The 15,916-nt window shown below is 73.3% G+C and carries 11 protein-coding genes; 8 read left to right on the top strand and 3 right to left on the bottom strand.

Annotation, left to right across the window (positions count from 1 at the left end; genetic code table 11):
* The first annotated feature begins 85 nt into the window (after positions 1 to 85).
* Both DEI86_RS07915 and DEI86_RS07910 read left to right on the top strand, forming a co-directional pair.
* Positions 86 to 2,245, top strand: coding sequence for a hypothetical protein (locus DEI86_RS07915; protein ID WP_146244884.1), 2,160 nt, complete (start codon positions 86 to 88; stop codon positions 2,243 to 2,245).
* 118 nt (positions 2,246 to 2,363) lie between these two features.
* The gene (locus DEI86_RS07910) at positions 2,364 to 3,689 is read left to right on the top strand and encodes a hypothetical protein (protein ID WP_111036595.1); all 1,326 of its coding nucleotides are present in this window, start codon (positions 2,364 to 2,366) and stop codon (positions 3,687 to 3,689) included.
* A 73-nt stretch (positions 3,690 to 3,762) separates the two neighbouring features.
* Here the strand turns inward: DEI86_RS07910 and DEI86_RS07905 are convergent, their stop codons facing one another.
* A complete protein-coding gene (locus tag DEI86_RS07905) occupies positions 3,763 to 5,058 on the bottom strand; it encodes an O-antigen ligase family protein (RefSeq protein WP_111026185.1) in 1,296 nt (431 codons plus the stop codon).
* A gap of 129 nt (positions 5,059 to 5,187) precedes the next feature.
* Between DEI86_RS07905 and DEI86_RS07900 the strand changes: the two genes are divergently transcribed.
* Positions 5,188 to 5,937 (top strand): polyprenol monophosphomannose synthase, encoded by a 750-nt coding sequence (locus DEI86_RS07900; protein ID WP_111036640.1) that lies wholly within the window; start codon positions 5,188 to 5,190, stop codon positions 5,935 to 5,937.
* Here DEI86_RS07900 and DEI86_RS07895 read toward each other — a convergent pair.
* Positions 5,891 to 7,324 carry a hypothetical protein gene (locus tag DEI86_RS07895; RefSeq protein ID WP_111049241.1) on the bottom strand — a complete coding sequence of 478 codons (1,434 nt, stop codon included), beginning with the start codon at positions 7,322 to 7,324 and terminating at the stop codon, positions 5,891 to 5,893. The genes DEI86_RS07900 and DEI86_RS07895 overlap by 47 nt on opposite strands.
* A 52-nt stretch (positions 7,325 to 7,376) precedes the next feature.
* Positions 7,377 to 8,759, bottom strand: coding sequence for an O-antigen ligase (locus DEI86_RS07890; RefSeq protein WP_146242877.1), 1,383 nt, complete (start codon positions 8,757 to 8,759; stop codon positions 7,377 to 7,379).
* A gap of 68 nt (positions 8,760 to 8,827) precedes the next feature.
* Here DEI86_RS07890 and manA point away from each other — a divergent pair, with 68 nt between their 5' ends.
* From manA to DEI86_RS07865, 5 genes are all read left to right on the top strand, one after another.
* Positions 8,828 to 10,033, top strand: coding sequence for a mannose-6-phosphate isomerase, class I (manA, locus tag DEI86_RS07885; RefSeq protein WP_111049331.1), 1,206 nt, complete (start codon positions 8,828 to 8,830; stop codon positions 10,031 to 10,033).
* A gap of 38 nt (positions 10,034 to 10,071) precedes the next feature.
* Positions 10,072 to 11,034 carry a UDP-glucose 4-epimerase GalE gene (galE, locus tag DEI86_RS07880; protein WP_111009553.1) on the top strand — a complete coding sequence of 321 codons (963 nt, stop codon included), beginning with the start codon at positions 10,072 to 10,074 and terminating at the stop codon, positions 11,032 to 11,034.
* Positions 11,035 to 11,237: 203 nt separating this feature from the next.
* Positions 11,238 to 11,561 (top strand): WhiB family transcriptional regulator, encoded by a 324-nt coding sequence (locus DEI86_RS07875; protein WP_111009635.1) that lies wholly within the window; start codon positions 11,238 to 11,240, stop codon positions 11,559 to 11,561.
* 102 nt (positions 11,562 to 11,663) lie between these two features.
* Entirely contained in the window at positions 11,664 to 14,498 is a 2,835-nt protein-coding gene (locus tag DEI86_RS07870; RefSeq protein ID WP_146244883.1) for a glycosyltransferase family 2 protein, read from the top strand.
* Positions 14,495 to 15,910, top strand: coding sequence for a DUF5719 family protein (locus DEI86_RS07865; RefSeq protein ID WP_111049239.1), 1,416 nt, complete (start codon positions 14,495 to 14,497; stop codon positions 15,908 to 15,910). Before DEI86_RS07870 ends, DEI86_RS07865 begins: the two co-directional genes overlap by 4 nt.
* Positions 15,911 to 15,916: the final 6 nt, after the last annotated feature.

Here is a 15,916-nt window from a genome sequence, read left to right as displayed (position 1 = left end):
GCCGCCCGTTCGGGGGACGGATCGGGGGCTGTGTGACTGGAGTGGTTCCCGTAGCCTGAAGTGACCCTGAGGACCTGATGTGGTCATGCGACCCCATCCGATGATCGCCGCGCCCGCGGACCGGACCAGCACCGACGCCACCGGCGAAGAGGAGACCGACGACGTGAACAAGCTCCTGGCGACGGTCTTGGCGGTGCTCGCCCTGGCCACCGTGCTCGTCGGGTTCCAGGTCGCACCGCGCTCGCCCGGGGAGGAAGCCGCCCGCGCGCTCAGCGGGTCGTCGTTCCAGGCGGGGAACATCATCTCGGACGCCAACTTCTTCGACGGGGACGCGATGTCCGCGTCGGCGGTCCAGTCGTTCCTCGACGACCAGATCGGCACGTGCAAGTCGACCTCGTGCCTCAACGTCGGCACGTCGTCGCTGAACGCGCACGCCGCCGACCCCATGTGCGGGGCGGTCACCGGCGGATCGGGCCTGAGCGCGGCGACGATCATCACCCGGGTGGCGGTCGCGTGCGGCATCAGCCCCAAGGTGATCCTCGTGACCCTGCAGAAGGAGCAGGGACTCGTGTCGGGCAGCACCGCACAGAAGCCCTCGTCGGGCGTGCTCTCGCGGGCCATGGGCTACGCCTGCCCGGACACGACGAACGGCGCCTGCGACCCGGCGTACTCGGGGGTCGGCAACCAGGTGTACTGGGCCGCCTGGCAGTGGAAGCGGTACGCGAACCCCACCGGCACGAGCAAGTACTTCACCTGGTACGCACCCGGCACGACCGCCGCGGTGCAGTACGACGTCCCGACCTCGTGCGGCACCAAGTCGGTCACGATCACCGACCAGGCGACCGCCGACCTCTACTACTACACGCCGTACACGCCGAACGCGGCGGCGCTGGCGAACCTCTACGGCACCGGGGACGCGTGCTCGGCGTACGGCAACCGGAACTTCTGGCGCCTGTACAACGACTGGTTCGGCGACCCGACGGCCGGCGCGGCGTCGCCGGTCGGGTCGTTCGACGGGGCGACCGGCGGGTTCGACGAGCTGAGCGTCCGAGGCTGGGCGATGGACGGCGACGTCGACGACCCGATCCGGGTCCGGGTCACGGTGGACGGGGGCAGCCCCACGACGATGACGGCCGACCAGACGCGCGCGGACGTCGGCAGGGCCTACCCGGGCCGGGGTTCGGACCACGGTTTCTCCCGGACGCTCGCCGCCGCCGCGGGGAGTCACCAGGTGTGCGTGACCGCGGTCGGCGTGGGCAGCGGCCAGACGACGGCGCTCGGGTGCCGGACGCTGACCGTGACGAGCGCGTCCCCGATCGGCGCGGTGGACCAGGCGCAGGCGTCGCCGGGCGGCATCCGCGTCCGCGGGTGGACGCTCGATCCCCAGACGTCGGACTCCATCCGTGTGGCCGTCTACGTCGACCACACGCACACGACCACCCTCGCGTCCGGCGCGCGGTCCGACGTCGGTCGCGCCTCGGGGCTCGGGTCCGCGCACGGGTTCGACGAGACGCTCCCGGCGACCGCCGGCACCCACACCGTGTGCGTCTACGGCATCAACGTCGACGAGGGCTCGAACGCGCTCATCGGGTCGTGCAGCACCGTGCACGTCCCGGGCTCGAGCCCGACGGGGTCGCTCGACGGCGTGACCACCACGACGAACTCGGTCGCGGTCGCGGGCTGGGCCCTCGACGGGGACACCACCGGTCCGGTGGCCGTCACGGTGACCGTCGACGGGAAGGCGCAGCGGGTGACGGCCTCCGCGTCACGCTCGGACGTCGCGCGGCTCTACCCGGTGTACGGGGCCGCACACGGGTTCTCGACATCGGTGCCGGCCGGCAACGGGTCGCACACCGTCTGCGTGACCGCCGTGAACACGGGCGCCGGATCGGACACCAGCCTCGGCTGTCGGACCGTCTCGGTCGTCAACCAGGCCCCGAAGGGGAGCCTCGACCAGGTCGCGGCGGTGACCGGCGGCGTCCACGTCCGTGGGTGGACGTTCGACCCGGACGCACCGACGACGTCGATCGCGGTCCACGTGTACGTCGACACCCGCGCGACCGCGCTGACCGCGTCGACCAGCCGACCGGACGTCGCCCGCTCCTTCAGCGGGATCGGCACGGCGCACGGGTTCGACGCCACGCTCCCGGCCGCGAAGGGCAGCCACCGGGTGTGCGTCTACGCGATCGACGCGACCGGCGGCAGCAACCCGACGCTCGGCTGCAGCACCGTCACCGTCCGCTGACCGCGGCGTGCGCGGGTGCGGCCGCGGGAGACCGGCCCGCCCCGCGCGGGTGAGGCCGCGGGACACGCTCGCCGTGCCGTGGCGACGGAGCGGGTGAGCGGTCTGGCATGATCGTGCGGTGCTCAGGAACCGGACGGTCCACCCTGTCGTCGTCGCGATCGGCGCCGTGGCGCTGTGGGCGGTCGGCACGCTCGTCGCCTGGTTCCGGCTCACTCCCGAGAGCCGGGGGACCCTCTGGGCCGAGGACGGCCGCTTCTTCCTGCAGGACCTGTTCACCCACGGCACCGTCGGGTCGCTCCTCGTGCCCTACCAGGGGTACCTGCACGTCGTCCCGCGTGCCGTGATCGCCCTCGCGGAGCACGTGGCGTCACCCGGCCGCTTCGCGGAGGTCGACACGGCCCTCTGCTGTGCCGTCGCCGCGGCCGCGGGCGCGGGCGTGTTCGTCCTGTCCGGCGCCGTCGTCCGGTCCTGGGTGGCTCGGGTGCTCCTCGGTCTCGTGCCCGTGCTGCTCCCGCTGGCCCCGATCGAGATCTCCGGCAACGCCGCCAACATCCACTCGTACCTCCTGTTCCTCGCCCCGTGGGTGTTCGGGGTCGTCGTCCGGTCGTGGTGGCACTCCGGGGTGCTGGCGGTCGTCGCGGTGCTCATCGGTCTCTCGGAGATCCAGTCGATCGCGTTCCTGCCCGTCCTCCTCGTCGGGATCCGCTCACGTCGCAAGTGGCCCGTCGTCGCCGGTGCCGTCATCGGCACCGGTGCACAGGTCCTGACGACGCTGTCCAACGCGCGGACCGCCTCGGAGCACGTGCCCGTCTCGGTGGCCGACATGGTCGTCGGCTACCTCCTCGAGGTCGTCGGCGGCACCGCGACGTGGAACATCGCGGACGTCGGGACGGAGGCGGCGATCCACGGGTTCGTGGTCCTCGTCGTGCCGGCGCTGCTCGTCCTCGCCCTGCTCGTGCTCGGCGTGGTGCTCGGCGGCTGGTGGCAGCGCGGCGCGATCGTCGTGCTGCTGTACGGCTCGCTCCTCGTCTGGGCGGGGTCGGTGTACCTCAACGCCAACACGGTCTACGAGTACGCGGAGTACACGACCGCGCAGCTGCGGACCGTCTGGACGATCCGCTACGGTGCGCCGAGTTCGATGTTCCTGCTCGCCGCGGTCCTCGTCGCCGCCGACGTCCTCGCGGCCCGCGCGGTCGCGGCACGGCGTCGGGTGTTGCGGGTCGGCCTCCTCGCCGTGGCCGGAGTCGTCGCCGCCGGGGTGGCCGTGGCGTTCGCTCTGAACGCGCCCGTCGACGGCCAGAAGCGCGAGGCCGGGCCGCTGTGGTCGGACCAGGTGACGGCGTGGACCGCGGAGTGCGACGTCCGACCCGCGCAGCCGGCACGACTCCTCGAGGCCCCGACCGGGTGGGTGGCGGCAGTGCCGTGCACCTGGCTGGAGCACTAGCCGACGACGGGTGCACCCACGGCGCGTGCACCCACGCACCGGCGGACGCCGCGGGGGCACCGGTGCACGGGCTTCAGGGGCGCCGGAGGCGTGAGCGCCAGGACCGGCGTCGCGCGGTGATCACGAGCACGGTGACGAACATCATCAACCCCGCGCCGTGGAGCAGGTAGCTCTCGGCCGCACTCGTCACGCCGATGAGGACGAGCACGACGGCGGGCCACACGTAGGCGACCCCGGGGAACGTCGTGGCGGTGACCCAGGCACGCGCGAACGCCAGTCCGGCGGTCGCGACGAGGACGAGCATGCCCGCGAGCCCGATCTGGAACCAGGCGTCGACGAGGGCGTTGAGGCCGGAACCGAACGGGCGACCCGACTCGGTCAGCAGCGTGTCGAACGGGAACACGTCGGTCGGCCAGGTGCCCACCCAGCCCCAGCCCTGGATCGGGTACGCCTCGATGAGGATCCGGATCCGCGACCAGAGGGCGATGCGGGTGGCGGTGCCCTCGGCCGCTCCGATCCCGCGGAGCAACGGGTGACGCAGCGCGATCCCCGTGACGACGGCGGCGAGGAGGAGCACACCGAGCGCCGCGTTGATGCCGGGACGGCGGGGGAGCGGTGCCCGGCGGAGCGCGACGATCGCGAGCGCCGCCACCGCGAGTGCGATCATGGCGATGCCCGTGATCGGGGACTGGACGAGCATGAGCGTGATGAGGGCGAGCGCGGCCGACGCGATGCCCCGCCACCGGGTGACGCTGTGCGTGAGGATCTCCATGACGAACGTCACGAGCGCCATGCCCGCGATGAACCCCATGAAGTTCCGGGTGCCGCCGACGCCCTGGATCGGGCCGCCGTAGGCGATGTCGCCGGTGATCCCGAGCGCCGGGATCGGGACGTCGAGCACGAGGCCGCTCAGGACCTCGAGCCCGAGTGACGTCACGACGAGGATCCGGAGCGCGTCGCCCGAGGCGCGCACCACCTGCACGAGGTCGCGTCCGAGCGCCAGGTACAGCCCGAGGGACACGAACCCGATCGTGGACGCGAACCCGCGCAGGGACGACCAGGAGTACGTGCTCCACAGGACGCTGAGCGCCATGTACCCGACGAGGCCGAGCAGGCTCAACGGGAGCACGCCGTGCCAGTCGATCCGGTAGCGCTGCCCGAGCAGGCTGAGACCGGCCAGGACCACCAGGGACACGAGGACCGCACCGGTGCCGGCCGCGCCGACGAGCACGTGGACGGTCGGGGACCCGAACGCGAACACCACGATCACGGTCGCGAGCGCCTGGGAGAACCGGCCGCCGGCGGAGAACCCGATCCACGCGGACACGTACCGGCGCGCCAGGACACGGCGTCCGGGTGCTGAGCTCACGGACCAATCATCTCGTACCCGGAGCGCCGCGGCCCGGACCACGCGGCACGGCGGCCGTTCCCGGGCGCGTGACCGAGCATGGGATACGCTCGACCGTCCACGCTCGCGTCCGAGGAGTCCGTCCGCACCATGCCGTCGTCCGTCCGTCCGCTCGTCATCGTCCCCACCTACGACGAAGCGGAGAACATCACCGCCGTGACGGAACGGGTCCTCGGGGTGGTGCCCGAGGCGCACCTGCTCGTCGTCGACGACGGCAGCCCCGACGGCACCGCGGACATCGTGGCCGCCATCGCGGCGGGGGACGATCGCGTGCACCTGATGCGCCGCAGCGGCAAACTCGGCCTGGGCACCGCCTACGTCGCGGGGTTCCGATGGGGGATCGAGCGTGGGTACGACCTGCTCGTCGAGATGGACGCGGACGGGTCGCACCCGGCGTCCGCGCTCCCGGACCTCGTCCGTGCGGTCGCCGACGCACCCGCCGCCGCCCGCGTCGACCTGGCGATCGGGTCGCGCTGGGTCACGGGGGGATCGGTGGTCGACTGGCCGCGGTCGCGGGAGCTCCTGAGCCGCGGCGGGAACTGGTACGCACGGTGGATGCTGCGGCTCGACGTCCACGACATCACCGCCGGCTTCCGCGTGTACCGCGCCGACGCGATCTCGCAGATGGACCTCGACACCATCGACTCGAAGGGCTACTGCTTCCAGGTCGACATGACGTTACGGGTGCACGACGCGGGGGGCCGCATCGTCGAGCGCCCCATCGAGTTCCGCGACCGCGTGCTCGGCACCTCGAAGATGAGCCGAGCGATCGTGCTCGAGGCGATGGCGCGGGTCACGCAGTGGGGACTGCAGCGCCGGTTCGGGCGTCGGCGCCGCTGAGCTCCGCGTGGGCGCCGCCGTCCCCGGTGTCCGCCACTCGGTCCGTCCAGCCGCGCTCCGGCAGCGCTGGGTCCGCGGTGCCCCGCAGGCGCGCCGTCGGTGACGCCAGGAACGCGACGACCATGCAGACGAGCAGCACCGCCCGTCCCCAGACGCCGAGTGCGAGCGCCTGGTCGGCCCACGTGGTCCCGGCCGGATGCCCGAGCGTCAGGTAGTACAGCCACCGGAACCACCCGACGAACGCGCACAGGTCGGCCACGAGGTACGCGGCGATCCAACCGACGCGGATCCGCACCGTGACGAAGAAGGGCAGCAGCCAGAGCGTGTACTGCAGCGAGTCCACCTTGTTGAACGCCATGTACACGCACAGCAGCGCCGCGCTCGTCTGCAGCCAGGGGTAGGGTCGACCGCCGCGTGCGAGCAGCAGGCTCACGACCACGACGACGACGATGCCGACGGCGGTCGCGGCGGTCGACGCCGCGCTCATGAGGTGCTGGATGTGCTCGGTGCCGTCGTCGGACCACGGACGGAGCCCCCAGTACCAGATCGACAGCGTCGCGCGATCGATGTTGCGGGCGGCCTGGAACCGGAAGACCGAGAACCACCCGGTGAAGTTGACGACCGCGAGCGGGACGTTGACGACCGCGACGACCCCCACCGCGACGCCGATGGGCGCGAGGGCCCGGAGGAGACGCCGACCGATCGTCCGACCGCGTCCGTCGGTGAGCACCGCGAGGGCCAGGGGGAGCACGAACATGATCGGGTAGAGCTTGAGCGCGCCGCCGACCCCGAACGCGGCGGCCGCGAGGAGCACGCGGGTGGTGGTCGACCAGCGCCGCGGGCCCGCGACGACGAGCGCGATCCCGAGCGCGGTCATCAGGACGGGTAAGACGTCCCAGTTGTACAGGGCGTAGAGCGCGAGCGGCGGCGTCGCTGCCCAGGCCCAGGCCCGCCGACCGGCGACACGCACCAGGAGGAGCGTCACGAGCACGCCGACGACCGCGAACACGCAGGTGGTGACGAGCAGGAACCCGACGTCGGTGGACACCGGAAGTGCGGTGAGCCAGACGAACAGGCCCGTCAGTGCCGGGTACTCGACCGTGCCGCCGTGGACCGCCGGCGGGTCGGCCGTGTACGTCCCGTGCACGTAGGGCACGAGGTGCGCGATGAGCCCCCGGCTGCCCCAGAGCGACAGCACGTCCGAGTAGCAGGCCTTGCGGACGACGTCCTGGTACGGGTCGGTGCTCGCGCCGTTCGAGGCGAAGACGCCCTTGGAGCAGGTGAGCTTGTCCGCGGCGCTCAGGACCGTGAGGAGCACGGTGGCGAGCACCATGCCGACGACCTCGAGCGGGTGCGGACGGGAGCGCAGGACGGCCGGCGCGGTCATGGGGTCCTCTCGGACGGGGGCGGGGTCGGCGTCAACCGTAGCCGGTCGCGGGTCAGCGGCCGGCCGCGGCACGACGGAAGGACCGGCTGCGGACCGGCACACGCGGCCCGTCCCCGATCGACGGCGGTTCGTCGCCGACGGCCACGATCCGGGTCTTCACCGCGACGAGCACGAAGAGGATGAAGTCGCCCTCGTAGAGGAGCCGGGACTCCGTGACGCTCTGCACGAGGAGCGCCACCACGACGAGCAGGGCGAGCAGCGAGACCGGCGCGAACGCCCGCGGGCGGTGGTCGGCGTCGTAGCTGAACGCCGTGGCGCTCGCCCACGACCGCACGAGCGTCGTGAGGACGGCGAGGCCGAACAGGACCACCCCGACGACGCCGGTCTGCATCCAGACGTCGAGGAACGCGTCGTGCGCCTGCAGGTACGTGACGCCGTTGCGCACGGCGAGGTGGTTCAGCGGCTCGATGGCGGGCCACCAGTACCCGAGCCACCCCCACCCGAGCACGGGGTGCTGCTCGACGAGGCCCCACACCGCCCGCCAGATCTCCCCGCGTCCGGTCAGGTCCGGGCTCTTGCCCGCCAGCGCGAGCACCGGCCGCCAGAGCAGCGCCACGAGGCCGGCGAGCACGACCGCGATCGCGAGCCCGGCGAGGTACCGCGGAGTCCGTCGTCCGGTGGGCACGCGACGGATCACGAGCGCACCGGCGAGCACGAGCGCGGTCACGGCCGCGGCGGCCACCACCGTGGAGGAGCGGGTGAGCAGGAACACCACCGCGGCCACCGAGAGCCAGCCGGTCGCGCGCACGCGCCGCATGCGCCCCTCGGCGAGCTGCACGCCGACCGCGATCGCGGCCAGCAACGCCACCATGGCCAGGAGGTTCGCGTTGCCCGGGAGGCCCTGGATGCGTCCGCCGGTGAACAGTTCCGCCCGCGAGAACGCGAACGCGGCCGGCACGTGCCGGCCACCGTAGTGCGTCCACACCGGGTAGACGGGGTGGCGGACGAGGACCGCGACGACCGCCTCGAACACGAGGGACAGGGCGAGGACCCAGCGGAGTGCGAGGCTCAGCGCGTCGAGGATCCGCCGCCAGCTCAGGGTCGAGGCGATGACGACCGCCATGAGGGCGCAGAGGAGCTGCGCGGCGATGCTCGCGGTCGTCGCGACCCGCCAGTGCGACCACGCGACGCTCACGAGGCACCACGCGATGTACACCCACAGGGCGTTCGGCGTGCGCCGGAACGACGGCCGGGCCCGGATCGCGATCGCGACCCCCCAGGCACCCGCGCCGGCGCAGACGACCGCCCATCCGATCCAGCTGATGGTGTTCGGGATGCCGTCGCCCGTGAAGACGATGAAGAGCACGGTGGCGGCGAAGCCGAACGCCTCACGCTCCGGGACGCGTCCGCGGGTCCACGGCCAGGTGTTCGTCACGACGACGAGGCTACCGGGCCGCGGGCCCGGGACCACTGCCGTCGGCCCCTGCCGATATGGTCGGAGCCATGTTCCTCGGCATCACGAACACCCCGCGCGACTACGCCTGGGGCTCCCGCACCGCGATCCCCGAACTCCTCGGCCGCACCGTCACCGGTCAGCCGCAGGCCGAACTCTGGCTCGGAGCGCACCCGGGCAGCCCGAGCGTCGTGGTGAACCCGGCGATGGTCGGTGGTGCGGACACCCTCGCCGACTGGATCCGCGAGGAACCGGACGCCGCGCTCGGTGGCGGGGCCGAGGGCCTCCCGTTCCTGCTCAAGGTGCTCGCCGCCGCGGCACCGCTGTCACTGCAGGCGCACCCCACGCCCGAGCAGGCCCGCGACGGGTTCGCGCGCGAGGAGGCGGCGGGGATCCCCGTCGACGCCGGGGAGCGCAACTACAAGGACCCGTACCCGAAGCCCGAGCTCGTCGTCGCGCTGAGCGAGCGGTTCGAGGCCCTGAGCGGGTTCCGCCCGGTGGACGAGGCGCTCGCCGACATCGTCCGCATCGACGGCGGGACCGGTCGCACGGCGCCGCTCGCCGACCGGCTGCGCGACCAGGGCCTCGAGGAGACCGTCCGCTGGCTCGTCACCGCGGACGACGACGCGCGCTCCCTCGTGCGTGTGCTCGGGGAACTCGCGACCGCCGTCGAGGACCCGACGCCGAACACCGCGACCGTCGTCGACCTCGCCGCGTCGTACCCGGACGACCCGGGCGTCGCGGTCGCCCTGCTCGTGCACCGGGTCTCGCTCGCCCGGGGCGAGGCCCTCTACCTGCCGGCGGGCAACATCCACGCCTACCTCGAGGGCCTCGGCATCGAGCTCATGGCGCCGTCGGACAACGTCCTGCGCGGTGGTCTGACGCCGAAGCACGTCGACGTGCCGGAGTTGCTGCACGTGCTCGACTTCACGCCGGGGCCGCCGCCGCTGCTCACGCCCGAGCCCGTCGCGCCGGGTGTGGACCGGTTCGCACCCGCGGGCGTCGGGTTCGCACTCGTCCGCGTGTCGAGCGCCGGTGCCACGGCCGGGCTGGGCGCCGGCGGGGTCGTGCCGCTCGGCGGACCGTCCATCGCGATCTGCACCGAGGGCGCCGTGACCCTCGTCGGAGCACGGTCGGCGACCATGCTGCGCCGGGGGGAGTCCTGCTACGTCACGCCCGACGAGGGCACGGTCACCGTCGAGACCGACGCCGCGGGGGGCGGCGCCGCCACCGTCTTCATCGCCACCCCCGCCTGAGCCGCGGTCGGGGCGCGCCGTCCCGGTACGGTAGCGCCATGAGTTGGTTGGTCACCGGCGGTGCCGGGTACATCGGTTCCCACGTCGTACGCGCCCTGCGGGCCGCGGGGCTCGAGACGGTCGCCCTCGACGACCTCTCCAGCGGGTTCGCGTCGTTCGTCCCCGAGGACGTCCCGTTCGTCCAGGGCACGATCCTCGACGGCGACCTCGTGCGGCACGCCATCGACGAGCACGGTGTCACCGGTGTCGTGCACGTCGCGGGGTTCAAGTACGCGGGCGTCTCGGTCGAGCGTCCCCTCCACACGTACGAGCAGAACGTCACCGGCATGGCGACGCTGCTCGGTGCGATGGCGGACCGCGGTGTCGACCGGGTCGTGTTCTCGTCGAGCGCGGCGGTGTACGGCACCCCCGACGTCGACGTCGTCGTCGAGGACACCCCGAAGGCGCCGGAGTCCCCGTACGGCGAGTCGAAGCTCATCGGCGAGTGGCTGCTCCACGACATGGAGGTCGCGGCCGGGTTCCGCACGACGAGCCTGCGGTACTTCAACGTCGTCGGTTCCGGTGGACCCGATCTGTACGACGCGAGCCCCCACAACCTGTTCCCGCTCGTGTTCGACGCGCTGCTGGCCGGACGGACGCCGCGGATCAACGGCGACGACTACCCGACGCCCGACGGCACGTGCGTCCGTGACTACATCCACGTCGCGGACCTCGCCCACTCGCACGCGGTGGCCGCCCAGCGCCTCGACGCGGGGGACCGGCTCGAGCGTGCGTACAACCTCGGCAGCGGTGACGGTGTGTCCGTGCGCGAGATCATGACGGCCATGGCCAGGGGCACCGGGATCGACTTCGAGCCCACCGTCGCGCCCCGCCGTCCGGGTGACCCGGCACGCATCGTCGCGACCGGCGAACTCGCCGCGCGCGACCTCGACTGGGCCATGCGCCACTCGCTCGACGAGATGGTGACGAGCGCCTGGGAAGCCCGCCGAAACGCCTCCTGACCGCCGTCCGGCGGCCCCGTACACCACGGACGACGCGCCGCGCGACACGCCAGAACGGGGGACATGACCTTCGATACGAGGTCGACGGTTTTATGATCCGCCGACTTGACCTCAGCGAATCACACCTGTGTAATTAGTGCTGCGGCGCTCGCCGCGACCGTGGCCAACACGACCGTTCAGCGGTGGAGCAAGGGGTGATCAGGGTGAACGCTTCCGACTTCCGGTCCGGCGTCCCGGACGACTGGCACGTCGACCCCGTCGACCTCGGCGTCCCCGGGGTCCGTCGTGCCGGCGAGGACCAGGGGGACAACCCGCTCGCCTGGCAGGTCGACTCGCTGTGCGCGCAGACCGACCCCGAGGCGTTCTTCCCGGAGAAGGGCGGCTCGACGCGCGAGGCCAAGAAGATCTGCACCTCGTGCGAGGTCCGCTCCCAGTGCCTCGAGTACGCGCTCGAGAACGACGAGCGGTTCGGCATCTGGGGCGGCATGAGCGAGCGCGAACGACGGAAGCTGCGCAAGCGCGCGTAGTCCGGTCGTCGGCACCGGATCCGCTTCGGCGGGAGCGGTCTCCGAAACGCGCGCCGCGCCTCCCGGGAGCCGCTCCGGACCGGACGTAGAGTGACCGGCGTCATGCAGCCCAGAGTCACCGCGATCCTCGTCTGCGCCAACGGCGCGGAGTTCCTCGACAGGACCCTGGACGCGCTCGCCGCCCAGACCCGCCCCCCGGAAGCCCTCGTCGTCGTCGACGTGGGGTCCACCGACGGCTCGACCGACGAGCTCTCGTTCGGCGGGTCCGCGCAGCTCGCACGGATCCCGGCCGGTCGGCCGTTCGGGGAGGCGGTGGCCCAGGGGGAGCGCGTCGCACCGCACGCCGCACCCGACGAGTCCGTCGACGAGTGGCTGTGGCTCATCGGGCACGACAACGCCCCCGCGCCGACCGCGCTCGCCGAGCTCCTCGCTGCGGTCGAGATCGCGCCGTCCGTCGCGGTCGCCGGGCCGAAGGTCATGGTCGCCCAGGAGCCCATGCGCATCCGGGAGTTCGGCGAGAGCATGACCCGCTTCGGACGGTCGACGGTCCTCGTCGCCGACGAGCTCGACCAGGGACAGCACGACGCGCACGCGGACGTGCTCGGCGTCGGTGCCGCCGGGATGCTCGTCCGCCGTTCCGTCTGGACCGCGCTCGGCGGCTTCGACCCGGGACTGCCGCACGTCGACGCCGCGCTCGACTTCTGCGTCCGGGCGCGGCTCGCCGGCCACCGCGTCAGCGTCGTGCCCGAGGCCCGGGTGACGAGCGCCGGCGGCCCCGAGGACTTCGGACGACGGTCGGTGTCCGAGACCCGTCGCCTCCGTTTCCGGCGGCAGGCCCAGCTGCACCGGCGTCTCGTGTACGCACCGGCCGCGGTCCTCTGGCTCCACTGGCTGTCGCTCGTGCCGCTCGCGATCGTCCGGAGCGTCGGGCGCCTCGTCGCGAAGCACCCCGGTGCCGTCGGTGCCGAGATCGGTGCCGCCGTCGCCGTGGCCTTCGGCGGTGGCGTGGGACGGGCACGACGGACCCTCGCGCGGAACCGCCGGGTCGGCTGGGCCGCCGTCGAGCCGCTCCGCGTGAGTCTGGGCCGCGTCCGGGAGCACCGGGTCACCGCGCGCGACCTCGAGCTCGCCCGGGTCGAGGACGCCGCCGTGCCCCGCGCGTCGTTCCTCGGCGACGGCGGCTTGTGGACCGTCCTCGCCGCCGCGGTCGTCACGGCGGTGCTGCTCGGCCCGCTGCTCGGGGCACCCGCGCTGACGGGCGGCGGGCTGCTGCCGCTCAGCACGACGGTCGGTCGGCTCTGGCAGAACGTCGGGTACGGATGGCACACGATCGGGACCGGGTTCACGGGGCCGAGTGACCCGTTCGCGGCGGTGCTCGCGGTGCTCGGCACGCTCACGTTCTGGTCACCGTCCACGTCGATCGTGCTCGTCATGCTGCTCGCGGTGCCGTTGTCGGCCCTCGGCGGGTGGTTCGCGTCGCGCCGGCTCACGACGCGGGTCTGGGTGCCGGTCGTCGGTGCGACGCTGTACGCGCTCTCGCCGTCGCTCGTGACGGCCGTGATGAGCGGGCACGTCGGCGCCGTGATCGCGCACGTGCTCCTGCCGTGGCTGCTCCTCACACTCCTCGGCGCCCATCGGTCCTGGGCGTCGTCGGCGGGCGCCGCGCTGCTGTTCGCAGCCGTGCTCGCGAGCGCCCCGTCGCTCATCCCGGTGCTCGTGCTGACGTGGCTGGCGTCCCTCGCCTTCGGCTGGCGGCACCTCCTCCGGCGCATCGCGATCCCGCTGCCCGCGGTCGTGCTGTTCGCCCCCCTCGTGATCACGCAGCTCCGCGCGGGCACGCCGCTCGGCGTCCTCGCCGACCCCGGCGTGCCCGACGCCACCCGGGCGCCGTCGGCGCTCCAGCTGGCGATCGGATCCCCGCTCCCGGACTGGAACGGGTGGACGACGGCGTCGCACGCCGCCGGGTTCGCCACCACGGTCCTCCCGATCGCGCTCGCGGTGCTCGCGCTCCCGGTCGGCGCGACCGCCATCGGTGCGCTGCTCGGCCGACGCTGGCACCTCGCCGCGGTCGCGCTCGGGTTCGCGCTCGTCGGGTACCTCACGGCCTTCGGCGCCACGCACCTCGCCCTGTCCGGCGTCGGGTCCACCACGACCATCGTGTGGCCCGGCAGCGGTCTCAGCGTGTCCTGGTTCGCGCTCGTCGTCGCCGCGGTGGTCGGGCTCGACACGCTGCCGCGACTCGCGCCCGGTCTGGGACTCGTCGCCGCGGTGCTCACGGGCGTGACGGTCGCGCCGGTGTTCGCCGGTCTGTACCTCGGCACGGCGGCGATCAGCCCGACCACGGGGCGCGTGATCAGCGCCTACGTCAACGCGGAGGCACGGACGAACCCCGACGTCGGCACGCTCGTCCTGACCCCGCAGCGCGACGGCACGCTCGGAGTGTCCCTGGAGCGCGGGCAGGGGGCGACGCTCGACGACCAGTCGACGGTCCAGGCCACCGCCCACCGCCTCAGTCCGGACGACCGGCGCCTGACGACGCTCGCGGCGAACCTCGCCAGTCGGAGCGGCTTCGACCCGCGCGAGGACCTCCGCCGGCTCGGCGTGCGGTTCGTCCTGCTCGCGGACGGACCCGACTCCCGAGCCGCCGAGGCACTGCACGACCGCGCCGCCGGTTCCATCGGCCAGGACGCCCGGTTCACGAGCATCGGCGCGACCGGCACCGGCGTCCTGTGGAGCTACGACGGCCGCGTCGACCGGCCCGCCACGGGAACCGCCGCGGCGTCCGCCGCCCACGCGCTGTTCCTCGTCGTCCTCGGCGTCGTGTTCGGCGCCACCGCACTCCTCGCGATCCCCACGGGGCCGCGTCGACGGCGGGCGGTGTCGCACGTGATCGAGGCCGACGAACCCGCGACCACCTTCGACGAGGAGCGCGAATGACCCAGCAGCCCACGAACGGTCAGCGGAACGGACGCCGATGGGCGGTCCGGGGGAGCGCCGCGCTCGTCGCCGTGCTCGTCGCTGCGGGCACCATCGGCGCGGCGCACGCCGCGGACCTCACCGGCATCACGGCGCGACCCGCCGGGCGGACCGTGACCCCCGTCCCCGCGGACGCCTCCCGGGTGTGCGCGGGCGGCCTCCTCCAGCTGGCCGACGCGTCCGGTGCGGACGCGACCACGGCCTCCCGGATCGGCCACGAGACCGTCGCCGCGGCGTCGACCACGGGACAGGTGCACCGGTCGACCCTGGCCGCCGCGAGCAGCGGTGGCTCGGACCCGACCGTCGTCACGGCACGCGCCGGGCGCACCACCCCGACCGTCGCCGGGAGCGGCATCCAGGAGGCCGACGGTGACGAGGTCGCGGGCCTCGCCGCCGCCTCGTGCGACGACCCGTCGACGTCGACCTGGCTCGTCGGCGGCTCCACCGAGACCGGTCGGACGAGCATCGTCACCCTGGCGAACCCCACCGACGTCAACGCGACCGTGGACCTCGACGTCTTCACGACGACGGGCAAGGTGTCGGCGCCCGGCACCACCGGCATCGTCGTCGCGCCGAACACGCAGAAGGTCGTGCCGCTGGCGGGGTTCGTCTCCGACGCGGCGTCGCCGGTCGTGCACGTGACGTCCTCCGGCGGTCAGATCGTCGCCACCATGCAGGAGAGCATCGTGCGGACCCTCACCCCGGGTGGGGCCGACGTCGTGCAGGCGGCGGCGACACCGTCCCGGACGCAGACGATCCCCGGGGTCGTGCTCCGCGACACGGACGGCGCGCAGCACGGCGACGACACCGCCGACGCAGCACCGGTGGTCCGCGTGTTCGTGCCGGGTGACGCGAGTGCGCACCTGACCATGGCCCTGACGACCGCGGACGGCGGTGGGACCACGGTCCAGGCCACGGCGGACGGCGGCGTCGTGACGGACGTGCCCCTCGACGACTTCACCGACGGCCGGTACACGGTGACGGTCACCGCGGACGTGCCGATCGTCGCCGGGGCCCGGACGAGCACGCCGACGACCGACGGCCGGACCGACCTCGGGTGGTTCGCGTCCGCGCCGACGCTCACGGGCACCACCCTCGTCGACGTCGTCGACGGTCCCGGCGCCCGCCTCACGCTCGTCAACCCCACGACCTCCGACGCCACGGTGACCATGGCGGCGGGCGGGGAGCGCACGACCGTCACGGTCGCCGCGGGGACGACGGCGGACACGACGGTGCCGACGAGCACCGCGCTCACGCTCCGCGGTGTCCGTGGGCTGGTCGCGGGAGTGTCCTACGCGGGCGACGCCGGGATCGCCGGGTTCCCGCTGCGCCCGGGTGCCACCGCGTCGACGCCGATCACCGTCTACCCCTGATCGGCG

The sequence above is a fragment of the Curtobacterium sp. MCBD17_028 genome (assembly GCF_003234875.1).
Classification (GTDB): domain Bacteria; phylum Actinomycetota; class Actinomycetes; order Actinomycetales; family Microbacteriaceae; genus Curtobacterium.
Note: the sequence above shows the minus strand (reverse complement) of the source record. Positions and strands in the feature narration are given on the sequence as shown.